We start from the raw sequence: 19,595 nt of genomic DNA, 5'->3' as shown, positions 1-19,595 counted from the left end.
TGATTGTTCCTTTTGAAACTAAATAAAAACCACCTCGCGGCTACACAGCCTGCAAGGACAGAAACACTCAAGAACAGTCAAACGGGGAGTTGAAACTGAAGCGAGCCGGGTCGCGAACGTACTGCGGTGGCTGCAGATTGAAGACCTTGAAGAAACGGTCTTGTGCGTATCTATGCCTTGAAGTCTAACACAGCGGCGCTGATTTTCCTAAATGATTCTTTGCGATGGGTCAAGATGGTGCGCGCTGAAATCAAGCGGCCTGCACATTGACGGCAATGCCCGACAACACCGCATTGCCCGACAGCATGTCGCGCTGGCCCTCGCCGATCAGGGCATTCATATTGATGCCAGGCCGTTCGCCGGCCAGATTGAGCTGCATGCCGGGCAGGTCATGGCCCCAGCCATGCGGCAGGCTGACCACGCCGGCCATCATGTCCGCACTCAGGCTGACCTGGGCTTGCAGGCTGGCGCTGGCATTGCTCACGGTGGCCATTCCACCTTCTTGCAGCCCTAAGCGCTGCGCGTCGGCCGGGTTGACCAGCAGGGTGCAGCGCATCGGCCCCTTGGCCAGCACCGGCAGGTTGTGCATCCAGCTATTGCCCGAGCGCATATCGCGCCGACCGATCAGGCGCATGCCTTCCGTTGGCAAAGCCAGGGCGGCGTCGACCTCGGGCAGGGCGGCCAGCAAGCTGGGCGGCGCCAGTTCGATCTTGCCCGAGGGCGTGCGCAGCAACTCGGGAATGCGGGGCTGCAATTCCCCCAGGTCAATGCCGCCCGGCGTGGCGCGCACTTCGGCAAGGCTGAGGCGATAGGGGCCATGGCGCAAGCCTTGGTCGATCAGGCGCTCGGGCCCGCGCAACTCGGGGGCGGCCGGGTCGGGCGGGAAGGCGGCATCTTCGAGTGCCTCAATGTCCTGCCGCCAATCCTTACCCTCGACCATGGCCGCGAGCCTGAGCAGGATCTGCCATTCGGCCGGCTGCCCGGCGGGCTTGGCAAACACCGGCGCTGAGAAGCGCGCATGGTTGCGCCAAGACAGCTGCGGGAAGGCCATGTCGAAGTGCAGATCTTCCAGCGGCGACAAGCCCGGCAGGATCACATCCGCATGGCGGGTGGTCTCGTTCAGATAGATGTCGAGACTGAGCATGAAGTCCAGGCCGTCCAACGCGCGGGACAGGCGTGGGCCGTCAGGCGCCGACAGTACCGGATTGCAGGCCACGCTGATCAGGGCGCGCACCTGGCCCGGGCCGGGCGTTTCGATTTCTTCGGCCAGGCAATTCATCGGCAGCTCGCCATAGACCTCGGGCGCCTGGCTGACGCGGCTGTGGCGACGCCCGGTGGTGATGCCGCGGCCGCTGCCGGGCTTGCCCTGGGTGTTGGCGGCGAAGGCGGCGGCCTTGGGGAACATGGCGCCGCCCTCTGAGTCAAGCTGGCCGATCAGGATGTTGACGACGTCAATCAACCAGCTATTGAGCGTGCCAAAGCGCTGGGTGCAGGTGCCGATGCGGCCATACAGCACGGCCCGTGGTGCGGCCGCCAATTCGCGTGCCAGGCGGCGCTGGGTGGCAGCCTCGATGCCGCAGCCGGCGGCCATGCGCTCGGGCGGGTAGGGGCTGACGGCCGCGCGCAGCTCGTCCAGCCCGGCCACATGCTCGGCCAGATGGCGCAGCTTCACCAAGCCCTCGTCGAACAAGGTGTGCACCAGGCCCAGCAGCAAGAACACATCGCCGCCCGGCAGGATGGGCAGGTATTCGTCGGCAGCATGAGCGGTTTCGCTGCGGCGCGGGTCGATCACGACGATGCGGCCGCCGCGTGCGCGCATGGCCTTGGCCTTGCCGCGGTAGTCCGGCACGGTCCACAAGCTGCCATTGCTGACCATGGGGTTGGCGCCCAGGATCAGCAGCAAATCACTGCGCGGCAGGTCCGGCACCGGGACGCTCATCCAGTGGCCGAACATCAGGCCGGCGCTGAGCTGCTTGGGCATCTGGTCCAGCGTGGAGGCGGAGAAGATATTGCGGCTGCCCAGGGCGCGCGCCAGGCGCGGGAAGTAGGCCAGCAGGCCGATCTTGTGCACGGCGGGGTTGCCAATGCTGGCGGCAACTGCGTCGGGCCCCTGCGCTTGCAGAATCGGCAGCAGTCGGCGCTCGACTTCGGCCAAGGCTTCGTCCCAAGTGGCGGGCTCAAACTGGCCGTTGCGCTTGATCAGCGGCTGGCGCAGGCGGTCGGGGTCTTCGTGCAAGTCTTTCAGGCTGACGCCCTTGGGGCAGAGGAAGCCTGCGCTCAGCACGTCTTGCTCGGCGCCGCGGATGCTGATGACTTGCTGTCCGTCGCTGCGGATTTCGAGCCCGCAGCAGGCCTCGCACAGCGGGCAGATGCGGTAGTGAACTTGCTCGGACATGGCGGGCTCCAAATGGCTGAGAAAGAGTGGTCGGCGGATGACGGTTCGGGGCGGATTGTGGGCCGTCCGGCCACGGCGCGGGGTCAACAAGGCGACAGCGGCATACTGCCGGTTTTGGACGCTTGGAGTGGGTATGCGAATCGATATCGGTCAGGGCGTGCGCCTGTTCGTGGATGTGCAAGGGCCGGGCCTGGTGCCCGATGGCGCGCAGATGCGCGAGAAGCCCACACTGATTTGCATGCACGGCGGGCCGGGCTTCGACCACGCCGCCTTCAAACCAGGCTTCTCGCAGCTGGCGGATATTGCGCAAATCATTTACTACGACCATCGCGGACATGGCCGCAGCGATGAGCGGCCGCCGAGTGAGTGGACGCTGGACACCTGGGCCGACGATGTGGTGCGCCTGTGCGACGCCCTGGGCATCGAAAAACCCATCGTGCTGGGCCAATCGTTCGGCGGTTTTGTGGCGCAGCACTACATCGCTCGCCATCCCGGACATGCCGCCAAGGTGATTTTGTCCAGCACCTCGCACCATATGGGCCTAGGGCGCAAGCTCGATGGTTTTGAGAAGCGCGGCGGCGCGCAAGCCCGCGCCTTGGCGGAAGCTTTTTGGACCCGGCCCGACCCGGCCACCTGGGCCGCTTACTGGGCCGGCTGCCGCCACCTCTACAACACGACGGCGCCGGCCGATCCGCTGGCGGCGCAGCGAACGCTGGTGCGTGAAGACATCCTGCTGCATTTTGTCGCCGGCGAAAAGCAGCATCTCAATTTGCTGCCCGGCCTGGCCGGTGCGCAATGTCCGGTGCTGGTGATGGCGGGTGAGGAAGATCCGGTCTGCCCGGCCGAGGATGCGCGCGAGATTGCTGCCGCTTTGCCCGCTGAGTTCTCTCAGCTGGTGACTTTCCCAGGCGTGGGCCACGGCGCCTGGCGCGATGACCCGGTCGCCGCGTTTGCGGTCTTGAGGAAATTTATCCTGGCTTGACGACCAGGTCAGTGACCAATCAGCGCGATCAGTTCGCGCTCCACCAAGCTCGCGTCGCCCAGATTCATCTCGATCAGGCGGCGCAGGTGGGTGATGCTCTCGATGTCGATGCTGCGGCACAGCAGGCCGGCGGACTCGCCTTCGACATGGGCCAGCTCACCGGCCATGGCGATGGTGGTGCTCTTGTCGGCCAGGGTGATTTTGAGCAGGCAGGGCTGGCCCAGGGTCACGAACTTGGCGTGCGGGAGCTTGAGCAGCGCGCCCTTCAGTGAGAGGTCAAGCACATGCGCCTGAATCTGCTCATGAGTGGTGATCAACTCGGCCTCGACGTCGAAGGCGACGCGGGTGAAATGGCGGCGTTCGGTATTGATGGCAAGCTCCCAAAAGCTGAAATCATGCTAGCAGACCGGGCCCCGGCCTGCGCACTGAATTGCTAGCAAATTCGTGGGCATTTGGGGCGAGGCGTGCGGCGGCTGGTGCTGCGGGCCCGTTGGCGGCCAATCAGAGTCGAATCAACGGCAAATCGTGCTCTGGTCCACCGCTTTCTGCAGGCGCTGCGGAATCACCGCTTCCAGGCCCATGGACTCCAGGATGTACCAAGCGGCGCGCAGATAGGTGGCGGTGGCGGCGCGCACTTCGTCGCGCTCGCCGTTAGGCCCCGCAGACTGAAGCTGGCGATTGGCGGCCTGGCTGCGGGTGTCGATCAAGGGGGCCTGGTAGCGCAAGGCGATGCGGGCCAGCAAGGTCTGTACGGCGTCGTTATTGCGGGCATGGCCACCCAGGAGCTTGGCCAACTCGCCCAAGACTTCTTCGGCGGCAGCGGCCAGCAAGCGGGCGGCGTGGTCGCTGCCCCCGGCCAGGTAAAGCGCGGCACTCAGGTCGGCATATTCCAGCGCCACGGCCAATTTGGGCAGGTCATCCTGGTTGGGGCTAAGTTTTTTGCTGCTGTGATTCATCTCAAGAGTCGGCTCAACTGCGCCCGTTGCTATCTGTCCCTATGGCCGGTGCGAGCGCATCTTCTGCTCGCCTGTCCGACCTGGGCGTCATGCGTCCAGATCAAGAAAAATTTACCCGCCTCTGTGCGGCAGGCGGCCCACCATCTTAGTCCCGCCTTGTGACATTGAAAGCGCGGAAGTTGGCGGGAAAGTAGGCGCTAACAAGCCGAATTGCTGCGGGCCTGAGAAGCGGTTTTTTCGCGGGCGCAAGCGGGACAAGCCCTGCGCGGGGTCAAGTTCCGATCGCTAAGATGGGTCCATCATGGCGACCTTGCCTCGCCCCAATTGAAAGAGCCTCAGCATGACCCCGCCTATCCCCACCCAACAGAGTTTTGATGACGAGGCCCTGGCGCCAGCCGTGGCCACGAAGGCCCCCCTGACGGCCATTGCGCCGGCCGCCGCCCTGTCAGCGCAAGAGATCAGTGCCGAGGTCTTGCTGGAGAAATACGCCAAGGGCGATGAGCAGACCCTGGATCAATTGCGCCAGCGGGTGGCGCGCGCCTTGGCCGAAGCCGAGGCGCCTGAGGCGCGGGCCGAGTGGGAACTCAAGTTTCTGGACGCCCAGCGGCGTGGCTTTGTGCCGGCCGGGCGCATCAATTCCGCCGCGGGCACGGAACTCAGCGCCACCTTGATCAATTGTTTTGTGCAGCCGGTGGGCGACTCCATCGCCTCCGTTGAGGATGGCCACCCGGGTATTTACACCGCCTTGACCGAAGCCGCTGAAACCATGCGGCGCGGCGGCGGGGTGGGCTATGACTTTTCACGCATCCGCCCGCGCGGCGCCTGGGTGGGTTCAACCCAAAGCAATGCCTCCGGCCCGGTCAGCTATATGCGGGTGTTTGACCGTTCCTGCGAAACGGTGGAAAGCGCCGGTAGCCGCCGCGGCGCCCAAATGGGTGTGCTGCGCTGTGACCACCCGGATGTGGAGGAATTCATCCACGCCAAGGACCAGGGCGATCTGAAGAACTTCAATATCTCGGTCGGCGTGACCGATGTGTTCATGCAGGCCGTTGACGCTGACGCCGAATTCGAGCTGACCCACAAGGCCGAGCCCGGCCCCAAGCAGCGTGCTGCCGGTGCCTATCAGCGTGCCGATGGGCTGTGGGTTTACCGCAAGCTCAAAGCCCGCGAGCTGTGGGACCAGGTGATGCGCTCCACCTACGACCATGCCGAGCCCGGCGTGTTGTTCCTGGATCGCATCAACCTCGACAACAACCTCCACTACTGCGAGTCCATCTCCGCCACCAACCCCTGCGCCGAGCAGCCTTTGCCGGCCTATGGCTGCTGCTGCCTGGGCTCGGTCAATCTGACGAGTTTTGTGCGCGACCCCTTTGGCGCGGCCGCCGAGTTTGACGAAGCCGGCTTTGCCGACGTCTGCCGCACCGCCACCCGCATGCTGGATAACGTGCTGGACGTCACCCCCTGGCCCTTGCCCGCGCAGCAGCAGGAAGCGCGCAACAAGCGCCGCGTCGGCCTGGGCTTTACCGGCCTGGGTGATGCCCTGGTGATGCTGGGCCTGCGCTACGACAGCGACGCCGCGCGTGACGCCGCCCGTCGCATCAGCGAGGTGATGCGCGATGCGGCCTACAGCGCTTCGGCCGATCTGGCCGTGGAGCGCGGCGCTTTCCCGCTCTTCAATGCCGATCTGTACCTGTCGGGTGGCAACTTCGCCTCGCGCCTGCCACAAGGCCTGAAGGACAAGATCCGCGCCCAGGGCTTGCGCAACTCGCACCTGTTGTCGATTGCGCCCACCGGCACCATCAGCCTGGCCTTTGCCGACAACGCTTCCAACGGCATCGAGCCGGCCTTCAGCTGGAGCTACACCCGCAAGAAGCGCATGCCCGATGGCGGCTACAAAGAGTACGCGGTGGAAGACCATGCTTGGCGCTTGTATCGCCATATGTTCGGCACCGGCGCGCCGCTGACATCCGCCTTCGTCACGGCGCTGGAACTGAGTGCCTCTGACCACGCGCTGATGGTGGCGGCCGTGGCGCCGTACGTCGACACGGCCATTTCCAAGACCGTCAATGTGCCGGTGGACTACCCCTACACCGAGTTCCAGAATCTCTACCACCAGGCCTGGAAGGCGGGGCTCAAGGGCTTGGCCACTTACCGGCCCAATAGCGTGCTCGGTTCGGTGCTGAGCGTGGACGCGGCCCCGGCGGTGACCGAGCCCGAGCCCCTCAAGCCGGTGAGCAGTGCCGATGGCAGCAACCAGCGCATGTTGGTCACGCGCCTGCCCAATGCCGTGCTGGCCTCGCTGCGCTGGCCCAGCCGGCCCGAGTTGCCCGGCGGCAACCCGGCCTGGAGCTACATGATCCGCCATCCGCATGGCGACTTCGCGCTTTTCGTCGGCGAACTGCCCGCAGTTGGCCCCGACGCCGGCCTATTTGGCAAGAACCTGCCTTTCGAGGTCTGGGTGAATGGCGCCGAGCAGCCGCGCGGCCTAGCCGCTGTGGCCAAGACCTTGTCGATGGATCTGCGCACCAATGACGCTGCCTGGCTGCGCTTGAAGCTTGATGCCTTGGCCACCGTGGCCGAAGAGCGTGCGTTTGAAATGCCCATGCCCCCTGGCGGCGAGCCGCGCCTCTTCCCCGGCGTGGTGGCCGCCACGGCCGCCGTGATCCGCTGGCGTTGCGAGCAGCTTGGTGCCCTGGCCGAAGGCGGCGCCACCCCGGTGCTGGACGCCATGTTCAGCCGCGAAGAGCCGCGCACCAGCACCATGGGCACCCTGGCCTGGGCGGTGGACGTCGACAACCCGGCGACTAACGAGCAATTTACATTGACCCTGAAAGAGGTCAGCCTGCCCACGCCCGATGGCGGGGTGGTAACGCGCCCTTGCGCCATGGGCTTCTCGGGCAATTACCCGAAAGCGCTGGACGGCATGGCGCGCCTGCTGAGCCTGGACATGCGGGTGATGGACCCAGCCTGGATCGGCATGAAGCTGCGCAAGCTGCTCAACGTGGGCGAGCCGCTGGGCCATTTCATGGCCCCGGTGCCCACGCTCTCGGGTGAGCGCCGCCAGCAGATCTGGCCTTCTACCGTGGCCTATGTGGCGCGCCTGATCATCCACCGCTACGCCATGCTGGGCGTGCTGGATGAGCAAGGCATGCCGCATGTTGAGATGGGCTTGCTGCAAGCGCCTCAGGCCAAGGCGGTCAGCGGCAACACCGTGCCCGCCATGGCCGGCAAGCCCTGCCCGGAATGCGGCAATGCCACCATGATCCACAAGGACGGGTGCGATTTCTGCACCGCCTGTGGCTATGTGGGGCAGTGCGGCTGAGGCGGTAGTGGCCCTTCGGCAGGGGCTTTTGCCTTGATTGGGATAGAGCGGGCCTGAATTGGCCCGTTCTTGCCTGCGGGCGCTTGCCATGCTGTTTCTGGCGCGTGGACAAATGCACGCCATGCCAGTGAATGTGTCGCGATGACTTGATTAAACACAAGTCTCGGTTTGATAATAGTTGCTATCGGTACACCCGTTCGAAAGGCGGGGTCACAAAGCCTCCGGTCTACTTCCTTAGCGGGAAACGATAGCGGGGCTGCCTCGGTCCACTCTCTCTAGGCCCGGGTCATGGCGGCTGCCCGGCCGCTTGGCGCTTGCTGAGCTTTTCATCGCTCGCAGCGTTCCGCCTTTCAAGTCGCGTATCGACACATGTGGCGCAACTGCCCGGTTCACTCCGGCGGGTGCGCCAACGCGCGCTTGCTCACCTCGAGTTGGTCCCTCACTGCCTGGCATTGCGCCAGGGCGGACTGCTTCGTCGTGCCTGAGCGTGGAATTGTCAGAAGGGCCAGCGGGCAGGCTTTCGAGGCAGTTCATTGTTTGAAAACCTTGAAAGCAGTACGAATGAAGATGAATTGGTTCGCCCGATCCAGCGTGGGCAGCAAGCTGTCGCTGGCAAATTTTGTTTTGATCGCCGCCGTGCTGGCCTTGTTTGTGATGGCGGCCAGCTACTCCAGCGGTCGCATCATTGAATCGCACGCATTCGCCGAGGTGGAACAAAAGACGCAGCTGCTGGTCAAGCTGATGGAGGCCTCCGACCAAGACATCCGCGAGCGCACCAACTCCCTGAGCAAGGCTTTCCAGGCCACCATGAAGGGCTCGATGGAGCTGCGCGACAGCACGGTCGAGATCAAGGGGCGCGCCACGCCGGTCCTGGCCTTGAACGGCAAGACGATCAATCTCGACTTCAGCTTTGTGGATCCGTTTACCGAAACCACCGGTGCTGTGGCCACGGTGTTTGCCAAGACGGGGGAGGACTTTGTCCGCATCGCCACCTCTTTGAAGAATGAAAAGGCGGAACGCGCCGTCGGCACCTTGCTGGACCGTGAGCATCCGGGCTACAAGGCCGTCACTGCGGGTGAGAGCTTTGTGGGTGTGGCCACGCTGTTCGGCCGCCAGTACATGACGCGCTATGACCCGATCCGCAACGAGGCCGGCCAAACCATCGGCCTGAGCTTTGTCGGCCTGGACTTCACCGCCTATGTGACGACGCTGAAGGCCACCATCCGCGATATGAAGATCGGCGACACCGGCTACTTCTTCGTGCTCGATGCGCGCCCCGGCAAGTCCTTCGGCAATATGGTGGTGCACCCGACGGTTGAAGGTAAGAACCAGCTCGATCTGAAGGATGCCGATGGGCGCGAGTTCATCAAGGAAATCCTGGAGAAGAAGTCCGGCTCGATCAGCTATGGCTACCTGAACAAGGAGCGCGGCGAGACGACCGCGCGTGAAAAGGAAGTGGCCTTCACCCATTTCAAGGCCTGGAACTGGGTCATTGCCGGCGGCACCTATGTGGACGAATACACCGCCGAGATTCGCGCCCAGCGCAATGACTATGCCGCCGTGGCACTGCTCTTGGTCTTCGGTATGGGCATGATCTCCTACTTCATGCTGCGCCGCATGGTCAGCCGGCCCTTGGCGCAAGTGCAGGGCATGGCCGAGCATCTGGCCACCGGCGACCTTACCGTTCGCTTGGATGTGAAGCGCGGCGATGAGATCGGTGCCCTGGTCACGGCCATGAATCGCATTGGTGAGAATCTGAGCACCGTGGTTGACTCGGCGCGCGAGAACGCCAATAGCGTGGCGACCGCCTGCGCCCAGATTGCCAGCGGCAATCAAGACCTCTCGGCCCGCACCGAAAGCCAGGCCAGCGCGCTGGAGCAAACCTCAGCGTCGATGCGCCAGCTCAGCGGCACGGTGCAGCAGAACGTGGACTATGCGCACAAGGCAAACGCCTTGGCCGAAGGCGCCAGCGCCGTGGCAAGCAAGGGCGGTGAGGTGGTGTCGCAGGTGGTGGACACCATGCGCGATATCGCCAAGTCCAGCCAGCGGATTGAAGACATCACCTCGGTGATCGACGGCATCGCCTTCCAGACCAATATCCTGGCCCTGAATGCGGCGGTGGAAGCGGCGCGGGCGGGTGAGGCCGGGCGTGGTTTCAGCGTCGTGGCGACCGAGGTGCGCAGCCTGGCCGGCCGCTGCGCCGAGGCCGCCAAGGAGATCAAGGGCCTGATCACGGACAGCGCCAGCCGGGTTGAGCGCGGCAGCGTTTTGGTTGACCAGGCCGGCAGCACCATGACCGAGGTGGTGGCCAGCATCGGCCATGTGACGCGCATCATGAATGACATCCGCAGCGCCAGCCGCGAGCAGGCCACCGGCGTTCGCCATGTTGACCTGGCCGTCAGCCAGATGGATCAATCAACGCAGCAGAACGCCGCGCTGGTGGAAGAAATGGCCGCTGCGGCCTGCAGCCTGGAGCTGCAAGCCCAGGGCATGGTGGATTCCGTGGCCTTGTTCAAGACGCAGTAAATCGCAGCTTCTTCTCGCGTAAAAAAACGCCTCGCAAGTTCGCTTGCGAGGCGTTTTTCATTGGCCGCAAGGGCCTGACTTCTTGACCAAGTCCTTCAGGTCGACACCCTAGGCTCAGCGCCCACCCGGCGTGTAGATCTGGTCGAACTGGCCGCCATCGTCGAAGTGGGTCTTCTGCGCGGTGCGCCAGCCGCCGAACAACTCGTCGATGGTGAACAGCTTCACCGGGGCGAACTGCTTGGCGTATTTGGCCGCTACGCGAGCGTCACGGGGCCGGTAGTAGTTCTTGGCAGCGATCTCCTGAGCTTCCGGGGTGTAGAGATAGTTCAGATAGGCCTCGGCCTGCTTGCGGGTGCCGCGTTTGTCCACCACCTTGTCGACCACGGCCACCGGCGGCTCAGCCAGGATGCTCAACTCGGGCGTGACGATTTCGAACTTGTTCGGCCCCAGTTCCTTCACGGCCAAATAGGCCTCGTTCTCCCAGGCGATCAGCACATCGCCGATGCCGCGTTCCACAAAAGTGGTGGTGGAGCCGCGGGCGCCGGAGTCCAGCACCTTGGCATTGGCATAGATGCGTTTGACAAAGGCGCGGGCCGAGTCGGCATTGCCGCCCGGCTGCTTGAGGGCATAGCCCCAGGCGGCCAGATAGTTCCAGCGCGCGCCGCCCGAGGTCTTGGGGTTGGGCGTGACGATGTCAATGCCCGAGCGCGCCAGGTCGGGCCAGTTGTTGATTTTCTTTGGGTTGCCCTTGCGCACCAGGAAGACGATGGTGGAGGTGTAGGGGCTGGCGTTATGGGGCAGGCGTTTTTGCCAGTCGGCCGGGATCAGCTTGGCTTGATCATGCAGGGCGTCGATGTCATAGGCCAGGGCCAGGGTCACGACGTCGGCTTGCAGGCCGTCGATCACCGAACGCGCTTGTTTGCCCGAGCCGCCGTGCGACTGCTTGATGGACAGCGCCTCGCCCGTCTTGGCCTGCCATTGCTTGGCGAAGGCGGCGTTGAATTCTTGATAGAACTCCCGCGTCGGGTCGTAGGAGACATTCAGCAGCTGTGTTTGAGCCTGGGCTTGGGTCAAGCCAGCGCATGCCAGCAGACCGGTGGCTGCAAGGGTGACAAGGCGGCGGCGCGAGAGTGTTGTCATGGCGAGGTGTTTTGCGTGAGTGGATGCGGAGCTTGCTGAAAATCAGCCATCAAGATGCCTGCTCAATGTAGGAAATGCAGCCGCTGGCGTGAACCAAGAAGTTCAGCAAAGCTTTGCAGAACTTCTTGGGTTCCACTCAGTCGCTGCCGCCTCAGGCGCCGAAGCGGTGGTTGAACTCCAGCCAGGCTTGGCGGCCATGCGGCAGGTAGTAGCCCACCGGGTAGTAGGGCCAACCGGACGTGGCGTCCTTGCGGATATCGCCGCTCAGGTTGTTGACGATCACGCTCAGGCTGGTGTTCTTGTTCAGCGCGTAATTGCTGCTGAGGTTGAAGCTCCAGGAGGGATTGATCCAGGACTTTTGATCGCCGCTATTGATGCGGCCGTTGCGCGAGCCGGTCAGCGTGTGGCGCCAGTCGCCGATCTGCCAGCTCACCGTGGTGATCAGCTTGTTGGGCCAGTCGCTGAAATTGCTGCCCAGCTTGCCGACTTGGTTGGCGCCATCGTCGCCGTCGAACTGTTGGTAGACATAGCTTTGCACCTGGGTGTACTTGGCGCTGAGCGCGAAGTTGCCCAGCTGGCTGGTCTTGAAGGCGTACTTGGCCGAGATGTCGAAGCCATAAGTGCTTTGCGATGCCGCGTTGATCGGGTTGACCCAGATCTCCTTCACCTCACCCGGCTTGACCACCGCGTCGGCCGGGTTGCGCCGTACGCGTGCAATCGCGTCCACGCAGCTGGGGGACTGGATGTTTTGCGCGCCGCCGCGGCAATCGGCTTCGTCACGCAAGAGTTTGTCCGGGCTCAGATCGGTGACGAGGTCGGAGATGGCAATCTTCCACAAATCGATCGAGGCATCGAACTGCGCGTTGGGCTGCCACACCAGGCCTAAGCCCCAGCTCTTGCCCTTCTCGGACTTCAAGTCCTTGGAGCCGGTCTTCACATAGTTGAAGCCAGGCGACACATCGGCGAAATCGCACTTGTCCAGCGCTTGGCCGCTTTGTGCGCAGCGGTAGTAGTCCGTTGAGGAGGAGTAGTAGCCCAGGCTCTTGGCCGTGAACACATAGCTCATGTCCGGCGCGCGGAAGCTGGTGGCATGGTGGCCGCGCAGCAGCACTTCGGGCGCGGGGCGGAACTCCAGGCCGGCGTTGTAGGTGAAGCTGCCATCGCTGCGGCCGGCAAAGCGGTACTGGTCATAGCGCCCGGCCAGGCTGGCCGTCAGCAGCTTGCTGATGGGGGCGTTCAGCTCTCCACCCACGGCCCAGCGGCTGCGTTCACCTTCCACCGTCGCCACTTCGCTGGTGTTGTAGAAATAGCCCTGGCCCAGGCGCGCATCGGCCTGGTTGCGGAAGCCTTGTTGGCCGGCTTCGGCCAGCACCGCCGCACGCAGCGGGCCGCCTGGCAATTGGGTCAGCTCGCCGCTGGCGGTGGCGCTGAGGTTATGGGTCCAAGACTTGTCATTGCTGAGGCTGGCGTCGCTGAAGCTGTCGACCTCGGCGGCGGTGAGTGGCTTGAACAAGCGCTTGGTGTCGGGCGCGTAGATGTCCACGCCATTGGCGTTGGTGCCCAGTTTGGGGCCGAGGAAGAACTCGTCCACCGTGGCGCGCAGGCGCGGCCGGCTCGAGTCAATCACGCCGGCGGAGGTGTTGACGGCGATGTCATAGCTCCATCCCGTGGCGCCCAAATCGCCGCGTGCACCCAGCACCAGGTTGTAGGTCTTGTCCTGCCATTCGCGGTTGAATCGGGTGGGCCCACCGGTTTCTTCCGGCGCGATGCGGCGGCTCCAGGTTTCTAGCTTGCCGCTTTGCTGGTTGACGAAGAAGCTGCCGTTGGCTGCGGCCGAAGTCCAGCTCGGCCCGCGGGTGTTGTTATCGGTTTTGTTGAAACCGAACAGGGCCTCGGCAAACAGCTCGGTGCTGGGGTTCAGGGCGTAGTTGAGGACTGTGGCCAGATTGGTGCTGCGGTTGCCGGTCTGCGTCGTCCAGTAGGTGGGGGACGCACGGCCGCTGCCGCAGAAGGTGCCGCTCTTGGCGGTGAAGGCTTTGACCGAGCCTTCGAACAGGCCAGCCGCTGCTTCGCAAGCGCCGGCGTCCGGGGTGATGTACTTATTGCTCTTTGCGTCTTTGCGCCCGAACACCACGGCCGGCGCGGCGCCCGTGAGCGTGCTGTCGGCCATGAAGTCGCGCTGGCGGCTCCAGATCGGTTGGCGGCCGCTCAGCTCAATGCCCCATACGCCGCTGAGATTGCCGGCATCGATGCCGCCAGTGAGTTGGGCGCGTGCGTTCTCGCCGCCGCCCAGCTGTGTGCCGCCGGCCTTGAGGTTGAGGGTGATGCCGTCCTGACGCTTTTTCAGGATGATGTTGACCACGCCGGCAATCGCGTCAGAGCCATACACCGCCGACGCGCCGCCGTTGAGGATCTCGATGCGATCCACCAGGGCCGAGGGGATGTTGGAGATGTCGGTGAAGTTGACCGAACCTTCGTAGGCCGTCGGGTAGTCAGCGATGCGGCGGCCGTTGATCAGCGTGAGTGTGTGGTTAGGGCCCAGGCCGCGCAGGCTCAGCGCGGTGGCGGCCGGGGTGAAGGTGTTGCCGAAGTCGGCGCCTTGGGTGAAGCCGGTGTTTTCGGTCAGGCTGCTCAGCGCATCGGCCACGTTCTTGTAGCCGAGGCGGTCGATGTCCGCGGCTTTGAGCACGGTGACCGAGCTGGGGCCTTCGGCTTGGATGCGGGAGATGCGCGAGCCGGTGACCAGCACTGGCGAGATCACTTGATTGCTGGCGGCGGGTGCATTGTCGGCGGCTTGTTGTTGCTGGGCTTGGACGCCATGCTGTGGCAGGGCGTAGGCGAGCAGCAGGGCCAGCGCGAGTGGCGCCGGCCTGCACAGGGGCAGGTGTTGCATATGGGTTTCCCTCGAATCAAAAAGATGGCGGCCGATGCCAGCGGGTAGCCAGCATCGGCCGCAGCAGCGATGCGCCCTCGATACGGCGCTGCTGTCTTGCCTGCAACTCTAGGGTTAGCCCTGGGTGCTGTGAACTAAGAAAATCTGCGTTGCTTTGCAAGACGGTGAGCAAGGCGGCAGTCTTGTCACAATGCAGGCAGCGCCGATTCCGGCGCGCCGCAAGAGGATGTCCACATGAGCCGCGAAACCGAATTCCCCATTCACCCCCAATTCACTGAGCGCTGGAGCCCGCGTGCGCTGACCGGTGAGGCGATTGAGTTGCCGACGCTGCTGAGCTTCTTCGAAGCCGCGCGTTGGGCGCCCTCGGCCAGCAATGTGCAGCCTTGGCGTTTTGTTTACGGGCTGAAGGGCACGCCGGGCTTTGAGGCCATCTTTGCCAGCCTGGTGGACTTCAACAAGGGCTGGGCCAAGAACGCCTCGGCCCTGGTCGCGGTGATCTCGGCCGAAACCTGGCTGCCGCACGGCACGACTGAGCCACTGGCCTTTGCCACCCATGCCTTCGACACCGGGGCGGCCTGGGCCAGCCTGGCTTTGCAAGCCCACCATGCCGGCTGGGTCAGCCATGCCATGGGTGGCTTTGATGCGGCCGTGCTGCGTCAAGGCCTGGCTGTGCCGGCCGGCTTCCATCTCAACTGCGTGGTGGCGATTGGCAAGCAGGGCGACAAAGCCATGCTGGCCGAAGCGCTGCAAGCCCGTGAAGCACCCAGCCCACGCAAGCCATTGAGCGAGATCGTGGCCGAAGGCCGCTTCAGCTTTTAAGTCCATGCCCGAGCAGTGCTTGCTGGATCTGCGCCTGCCGCGCAGCCTGGATGTGATCGAGGCCTGGGCGGTTCGCGAAGGCGCGAGCCGCCTGGAGGCCTGGGTCTTCGAAGACCGCGCCACCCGCGCCGCCGCCGAGTTGCGGTTGGCGCAACTGGGCATTCAGGCGCGGCTGCGCAGCGCTTACAAGCCTTTGTTGCATGCGGTGCTGGAGGACTTTGGCTTGGAGGCTGTCGGGCAGGACGGCGGAACTCTCGAGGGTCAGGTCTTGCGAGTACAGCTGCCACAAGCCTTGGCACAGCGCTACCGCATGGAGGCTTATCCGCTGGCTGGCCTGCTGGCGGAGGGCGCGCTGCAGTTCGAACTGAGCGAGGCACAAGCCGCTGACACCGTGCTGCTGCAGCGCGGCGAGCAAGCGCCGCTGACTGTGTTCATGCCGCTGCGGGCCGACCATTCGGCCACCGCTTGGCTGCGTGCCTGGGCGGGCGAGGCCTTGCTGAGCGATGGCCCGCTGGTGGGCGATGACTACCAAGGTGTGTTCGATGCCGTGCTGGCGGCCGTGGCCGCGCATGAATGGGGCTGGAACGAGCCCTATTTCCAGCGCCTCATGATCGAGGTGGAGATCGGCGGCATCGAAGCGGCGCTGCCTTTTGGCGATGAGGTCATCAGCACCCGCGAAGCCTTGCACGAGGACTTTTACTTCGGCCTGCTGGAGTTCTTCCAGCAGAGCGCTGGCCGTGGCGCGGGCGACCGCAGCTTGCGGCCGGGCCAAATCGTGCCCATTGTTTTACCCGCAGCGGCTGAGCAGCGTGAGACTCGGGTGCGCCTGCGCTTGCTTGATCATCCACTGTTGGCTGAATCTCAAGCCGAATCCCAAGCTGATGGCTTTGGCCTGGCGGCGCTGGCCACCTGCGCCGCGCCGCTGAGCCCAGCGCAAGTGGCGGCCTGTATGGGCGCCCTGGCGGGCGAGCGTTTTGGCTGCCAGTCGACCCAGGGCCGCGCGGTGGCGGGCCTGCATCGCCGGGGCACGCGACCGGCGGTGGCGATCACCGCCGGCCAGCATGCCAATGAATGTTCTGGCGTGCTTGGCGCCTTGCGGGCAGTGGCGGAGTTGCAGCACCGCGCCGATGCGACCTATGCCTTGGTCGCCTTGGAGAATCCGGACGGCGCAGCCTTGCATCAGCAGCTCTGCCTGCAGCAACCTCGCCATATGCACCACGCCGCGCGCTTCACTGCATTGGGTGACGATCTGGAATGGCGCACCGCGCCGGCCCAGCTGGGCGAGAAAGCCGCCCGGCTGGAGGCGCTGCAGCGCAGCGGCGCGCGCCTGCACCTCAGCCTGCACGGCTATCCGGCGCATGAATGGACGCGGCCCTTGTCGGGCTATCTGTCGCCGGGCTATGCCAGCTGGGCGATTCCGCGCGGCTTCTTTTTGATCATGCGTCACCACGCTGGCCTGGACCCCTGGCCCTATCTGCAGGCGCTGACGGCCGGGCTGGCGCAGGACGAGCGTTTGCTGGAGTTCAATGCCCGCCAGTACCGGCTTTGGGAGGCGCATTGGGGCGAGATGCCGATGCGCATCATCAACGGCATCGGCTGCATGGTGGCGGTGGACAGCCGCACTGACAGCGCGCCCTTCACCCTCATCACCGAATACCCGGACGAGACGGTTTACGGCGAGGCCTTCCAACTGGCGCACGACACGCAAACCCGCATGGTGCTGCTGGCCTGTGATTTGTATTGGCAGGGATTGCTCGACCCGGCCTGATGGGCGCGGCGCCCTGCGGCCCTAGGCCGGCAGGCGCAGATCCGGCTCGCGCAGGATCACGGGCTGATACGAACCACCGGCGATGCGGCGGCGCACGGCCGCTTCGATCGCCGCCGCATGGGCCAGATAGGTCGGCAGCGGCTGGTCATCGCTTTTGTCGCGATTGAAGACGTAGTGCAGGGTTTCTTTGCTGATGCTGGCGCCGACCCAGTCATCGCCGATCAGCGTCCAAAAACGCACGGTGCCGGAGTCGGCATGGAAGAAGGGGGCTTGCTGTGACATGGCGGGCCTGACGGTGAAGCGCAAACAAGGCGCTGAAACTGCCAGCGGATGGGCGCAGTATGCGCCCGGCCTTGTTCTCCTGTCTGTCCGCCTGCCCGTTTGTCAGTTTGTCAGTTTGGCCTCAACTCACTTGATGGCGCGTGCGCGCAAGCTTGGCCACATGCGCTGCAGCACCTTGTCCTTCAATAGGCCATGGTGGGCCAAGGCCGCGGCGCCATGCAGGCCGGCCAGAATCAGCAGCGAATTGGCGGCCAGCTCGTGCAACTCCACCGCATCGTGGCGCAAGGCCTTGTTGCCGGGGTCAAAAGCCGGCACGGCGAATAGATTGAACAAGTTGTCGCCGCGAATCCAGACGCAGGCCAGGCCGATCAGCACCGTGGCCGCCAGCAGCGCGTAGAGCAGATGATGCGCGCCGATGGCCAGCCGCCCAGGGATGCCGGCTTGCGCTGGCGGCAGCTTGGCCGCGGCGGCATTGCGCCGCCACGCCAGGCGCAGCACCAGCAAGACACCCAGCGCGATGCCGAAGCTGATGTGCAGGCTGCGCGCGAAGATGCGGGCATCACCCTTGGGGAAGAAGTCGATGCACTGGCCCATGCCCCACAGCCCCAGCACCAGCGCGGCGCTGAGCCAGTGGTAGCGGATGCTGCGGGCGTCGTAGTGCGCGAGCGGATCGGTGTTGGTGCTGCTGGAGTTTGCTTGGGTCATGCGGTCAGCATAGCCACGCCAGTTTGCTGGCTTGTGAAGCGGCGGCTTATTTCTTCTCGGCCACGGTGACCCAGCGCCATTCCAGCCAGTTGTCCGGGCGGTGCACCACCGTCACATGGCTGCGTGCCGCCCAGGGGATGAACTGGCGGTGCAGTGGGATGTAGTGCACTTGCTCGGCCTGGCGCTTGAAGGCTTGGCGAATCAGCGCTTCCCGCTTGGCCGGGTCGGCCTCTTTGGAGCTGGCGGCGACGATGGCATCCAGCTCATCGTCCTTGAAATTACCGCGGTTGTATTCGCCCACGCCATGTTCACCCCGATTGCGGTAATGCGAGGTGAAGATGCTTTCCGGGTCGGTGATGGATCCGCCCCAGCCGAACAGATAGGCATTGGTGTCGAGCTGTTCCAGCTTGTTGAAGATGATGGCCTTGGGCTGCGCATTGACACGGGCCTTGACTCCTATCTTGGCCCATTGCGAGGCCAGCGCCATGCAGATGCGCTCGTCGTTGACGTAGCGGTTATTGGGGCAATCCAGGGTGAACTCAAAGCCATTGGCGAAGCCGGCCTCGGCCAGCAGCTTCTTGGCGGCCGCCACATCAAAGGGCAGTCGGGCCTCAATCGCCGGGTCATTGAATGCGCCCAGCGGTGATGGCACCACCGCGCCGGTGGGGGCGGATTGGCCGTTCATCAGCTTGGTCTTGATGGCTTCGATGTCGATGGCTTGGTAGAGCGCGCGCCGTACCCGCACATCTTTGAAGGGGTTCTTGCCGCTGCCGCCCAGCAAGGTGTCGCGGGCTTGATCCATGCCGATGAAGATGATGCGGTTCTCGGGCCCGTTGATGACCTTCACGCCGGGCGTGGCACTGAGTTTTTCAAGATCGCGCGGCGAAGGGTCCAGCACGAAGTCCACCTCACCCGACACCAGGGCGGCGATGCGGGTCGCGTCGCTCTTGATCGGGGTGTAGACCACCTCCTGCAGATTGCCTTCGATCTTGCCCCAGTAGGCGGGGTTGCGTTTGAAGACGGTCTTGCTGTCGGGGGCCCGGCTGACCAATTGAAAGGGGCCGGTGCCGTTGGCGTTGAAGGCGGCATAACTTTCTTCTTTGGCGGAGAAGTCCTGCGTCTTGGTTGCCTTATGCGCCTCGGCCCAGCCCTTGCTCATGATGTAGAGCGTGTTGAGGTGCTGCAAAAAGATGGGGTTGACCTGGCGCAGGGTGAACTCGACCGTCAGCTTGTCAAGCGCCCGCGCTTCGCCCAGGGCATTGGCGTACATGGCGATCTGCGAGCTGGGTTGCTGGGCGCGCTGCAGGGAGAACACCACGTCCTCGGCCGTGAAGGGCCGGCCGTCGTGGAATTTGACGCCGGGGCGCAGCTTGAAGACCCACTTCAGCGGCCCGGTCTGCTTCCATTCGGTGGCCAGCAGCGGCACCAGATTGAGTTGCTTGTCACGAGCCACCAGGAACTCGTAGACCTGGGCGTTCACCACATTGGTCAGCGTTTCATTTTGTGCGTAGGGGTCCAGGGTCAGCGGGTCGCCGGCCGCGGCCCAGCGCAGGGTCTGCGCCTGGGCGGGTAGGGCGGTGGTGGTGGCTGCAACTGCCGCCAGCAGCAGTGCCCCTAGCGCCCGTAGGGGTGTGGCCCGGCCCTGATTTGTCACAAAAGATCGCATCAAAAAATTCTCCAAACTTCTCACCGCCAGGGCTTGGCAAGCCCGCGATCTGTCGATATGCTGTACGTTCATACAGTACTTCACTGCATCACTGCCCCAGCATACAAGCTCTAGCAAAGGCCTTTGAATCATGCAATCTCT

The 19,595-nt window shown here is 64.2% G+C and carries 14 protein-coding genes and 1 riboswitch; of the genes, 6 read left to right on the top strand and 8 right to left on the bottom strand.

What is annotated here, in order from left to right; genetic code table 11:
- Nucleotides 1–250: 250 nt before the first annotated feature.
- Entirely contained in the window at nt 251–2,395 is a 2,145-nt protein-coding gene (locus AT984_RS15565; RefSeq protein ID WP_058720876.1) for a molybdopterin-dependent oxidoreductase, read from the bottom strand.
- A gap of 133 nt (nt 2,396–2,528) precedes the next feature.
- Here AT984_RS15565 and AT984_RS15560 point away from each other — a divergent pair, with 133 nt between their 5' ends.
- Entirely contained in the window at nt 2,529–3,377 is an 849-nt protein-coding gene (locus AT984_RS15560; RefSeq protein ID WP_058720875.1) for an alpha/beta fold hydrolase, read from the top strand.
- A gap of 8 nt (nt 3,378–3,385) precedes the next feature.
- Here AT984_RS15560 and AT984_RS15555 read toward each other — a convergent pair whose 3' ends face one another.
- Complete coding sequence (locus AT984_RS15555) at nt 3,386–3,694, bottom strand: PilZ domain-containing protein (protein WP_231741436.1); 309 nt, start codon at nt 3,692–3,694, stop codon at nt 3,386–3,388.
- Between AT984_RS15555 and AT984_RS23645 the strand changes: the two genes are divergently transcribed.
- Nucleotides 3,662–3,814 (top strand): hypothetical protein, encoded by a 153-nt coding sequence (locus tag AT984_RS23645; protein ID WP_231741825.1) that lies wholly within the window; start codon nt 3,662–3,664, stop codon nt 3,812–3,814. The genes AT984_RS15555 and AT984_RS23645 overlap by 33 nt on opposite strands.
- A gap of 75 nt (nt 3,815–3,889) precedes the next feature.
- Here the strand turns inward: AT984_RS23645 and AT984_RS15550 are convergent, their stop codons facing one another.
- Nucleotides 3,890–4,333: a hypothetical protein gene (locus AT984_RS15550; protein WP_058720873.1), complete on the bottom strand. Its 444-nt coding sequence runs from the start codon at nt 4,331–4,333 to the stop codon at nt 3,890–3,892.
- Between the two features lie 340 nt (nt 4,334–4,673).
- Between AT984_RS15550 and AT984_RS15545 the strand changes: the two genes are divergently transcribed.
- Nucleotides 4,674–7,655 carry an adenosylcobalamin-dependent ribonucleoside-diphosphate reductase gene (locus AT984_RS15545; RefSeq protein WP_082680072.1) on the top strand — a complete coding sequence of 994 codons (2,982 nt, stop codon included), beginning with the start codon at nt 4,674–4,676 and terminating at the stop codon, nt 7,653–7,655.
- A gap of 176 nt (nt 7,656–7,831) precedes the next feature.
- Nucleotides 7,832–7,919: riboswitch (cyclic di-GMP riboswitch) on the top strand.
- 297 nt (nt 7,920–8,216) lie between these two features.
- Nucleotides 8,217–10,181: a methyl-accepting chemotaxis protein gene (locus AT984_RS15540; protein ID WP_082680071.1), complete on the top strand. Its 1,965-nt coding sequence runs from the start codon at nt 8,217–8,219 to the stop codon at nt 10,179–10,181.
- 114 nt (nt 10,182–10,295) lie between these two features.
- On the opposite strand, the gene AT984_RS15535 is transcribed toward AT984_RS15540, so the two are convergent.
- Together AT984_RS15535 and AT984_RS15530 are read right to left on the bottom strand one after the other, a co-directional pair.
- A complete protein-coding gene (locus tag AT984_RS15535; RefSeq protein ID WP_058720872.1) occupies nt 10,296–11,321 on the bottom strand; it encodes a sulfate ABC transporter substrate-binding protein in 1,026 nt (341 codons plus the stop codon).
- Nucleotides 11,322–11,472: 151 nt separating this feature from the next.
- Nucleotides 11,473–14,214 carry a TonB-dependent receptor domain-containing protein gene (locus AT984_RS15530; RefSeq protein WP_082680070.1) on the bottom strand — a complete coding sequence of 914 codons (2,742 nt, stop codon included), beginning with the start codon at nt 14,212–14,214 and terminating at the stop codon, nt 11,473–11,475.
- A 234-nt stretch (nt 14,215–14,448) separates the two neighbouring features.
- Between AT984_RS15530 and AT984_RS15525 the strand changes: the two genes are divergently transcribed.
- Nucleotides 14,449–15,033 (top strand): nitroreductase family protein, encoded by a 585-nt coding sequence (locus tag AT984_RS15525; RefSeq protein WP_058720871.1) that lies wholly within the window; start codon nt 14,449–14,451, stop codon nt 15,031–15,033.
- Nucleotides 15,034–15,037: 4 nt separating this feature from the next.
- Nucleotides 15,038–16,801 (top strand): hypothetical protein, encoded by a 1,764-nt coding sequence (locus AT984_RS15520; RefSeq protein ID WP_058720870.1) that lies wholly within the window; start codon nt 15,038–15,040, stop codon nt 16,799–16,801.
- A 21-nt stretch (nt 16,802–16,822) separates the two neighbouring features.
- Here the strand turns inward: AT984_RS15520 and AT984_RS15515 are convergent, their stop codons facing one another.
- The 3 genes from AT984_RS15515 to AT984_RS15505 all read right to left on the bottom strand — a co-directional run bounded on the left by AT984_RS15515 (nt 16,823) and on the right by AT984_RS15505 (nt 19,454).
- Nucleotides 16,823–17,083, bottom strand: coding sequence for a DUF1488 family protein (locus AT984_RS15515; protein ID WP_058720869.1), 261 nt, complete (start codon nt 17,081–17,083; stop codon nt 16,823–16,825).
- Nucleotides 17,084–17,209: 126 nt separating this feature from the next.
- Complete coding sequence (locus AT984_RS15510) at nt 17,210–17,788, bottom strand: cytochrome b (protein WP_058720868.1); 579 nt, start codon at nt 17,786–17,788, stop codon at nt 17,210–17,212.
- Between the two features lie 46 nt (nt 17,789–17,834).
- On the bottom strand, nt 17,835–19,454 hold the full coding sequence (locus tag AT984_RS15505) for an ABC transporter substrate-binding protein (protein ID WP_058722367.1): 1,620 nt from the start codon (nt 19,452–19,454) through the stop codon (nt 17,835–17,837).
- Between the last annotated feature and the right edge of the window lie 141 nt (nt 19,455–19,595).

It is taken from the genome of Paucibacter sp. KCTC 42545 (assembly GCF_001477625.1).
In the GTDB taxonomy this organism is placed as follows: domain Bacteria; phylum Pseudomonadota; class Gammaproteobacteria; order Burkholderiales; family Burkholderiaceae_C; genus Paucibacter_A.
The sequence above is the reverse complement of the archived record's forward strand: the minus strand, read 5'-3'. Positions and strand labels throughout refer to the sequence as shown.

What these genes read in the sequence shown, in the direction of transcription:
- AT984_RS15565 (WP_058720876.1), bottom strand. Translation starts at nt 2,395, where the DNA reads ATGTCCGAGCAAGTTCACTACCGCATCTGCCCGCTGTGCGAGGCCTGC.
- AT984_RS15560 (WP_058720875.1), top strand. Translation starts at nt 2,529, where the DNA reads ATGCGAATCGATATCGGTCAGGGCGTGCGCCTGTTCGTGGATGTGCAA.
- AT984_RS23645 (WP_231741825.1), top strand. Translation starts at nt 3,662, where the DNA reads ATGCGCCTGAATCTGCTCATGAGTGGTGATCAACTCGGCCTCGACGTC.
- AT984_RS15550 (WP_058720873.1), bottom strand. Translation starts at nt 4,333, where the DNA reads ATGAATCACAGCAGCAAAAAACTTAGCCCCAACCAGGATGACCTGCCC.
- AT984_RS15545 (WP_082680072.1), top strand. Translation starts at nt 4,674, where the DNA reads ATGACCCCGCCTATCCCCACCCAACAGAGTTTTGATGACGAGGCCCTG.
- AT984_RS15540 (WP_082680071.1), top strand. Translation starts at nt 8,217, where the DNA reads ATGAAGATGAATTGGTTCGCCCGATCCAGCGTGGGCAGCAAGCTGTCG.
- AT984_RS15535 (WP_058720872.1), bottom strand. Translation starts at nt 11,321, where the DNA reads ATGACAACACTCTCGCGCCGCCGCCTTGTCACCCTTGCAGCCACCGGT.
- AT984_RS15530 (WP_082680070.1), bottom strand. Translation starts at nt 14,214, where the DNA reads ATGCAACACCTGCCCCTGTGCAGGCCGGCGCCACTCGCGCTGGCCCTG.
- AT984_RS15525 (WP_058720871.1), top strand. Translation starts at nt 14,449, where the DNA reads ATGAGCCGCGAAACCGAATTCCCCATTCACCCCCAATTCACTGAGCGC.
- AT984_RS15520 (WP_058720870.1), top strand. Translation starts at nt 15,038, where the DNA reads ATGCCCGAGCAGTGCTTGCTGGATCTGCGCCTGCCGCGCAGCCTGGAT.
- AT984_RS15515 (WP_058720869.1), bottom strand. Translation starts at nt 17,083, where the DNA reads ATGTCACAGCAAGCCCCCTTCTTCCATGCCGACTCCGGCACCGTGCGT.
- AT984_RS15510 (WP_058720868.1), bottom strand. Translation starts at nt 17,788, where the DNA reads ATGACCCAAGCAAACTCCAGCAGCACCAACACCGATCCGCTCGCGCAC.
- AT984_RS15505 (WP_058722367.1), bottom strand. Translation starts at nt 19,454, where the DNA reads ATGCGATCTTTTGTGACAAATCAGGGCCGGGCCACACCCCTACGGGCG.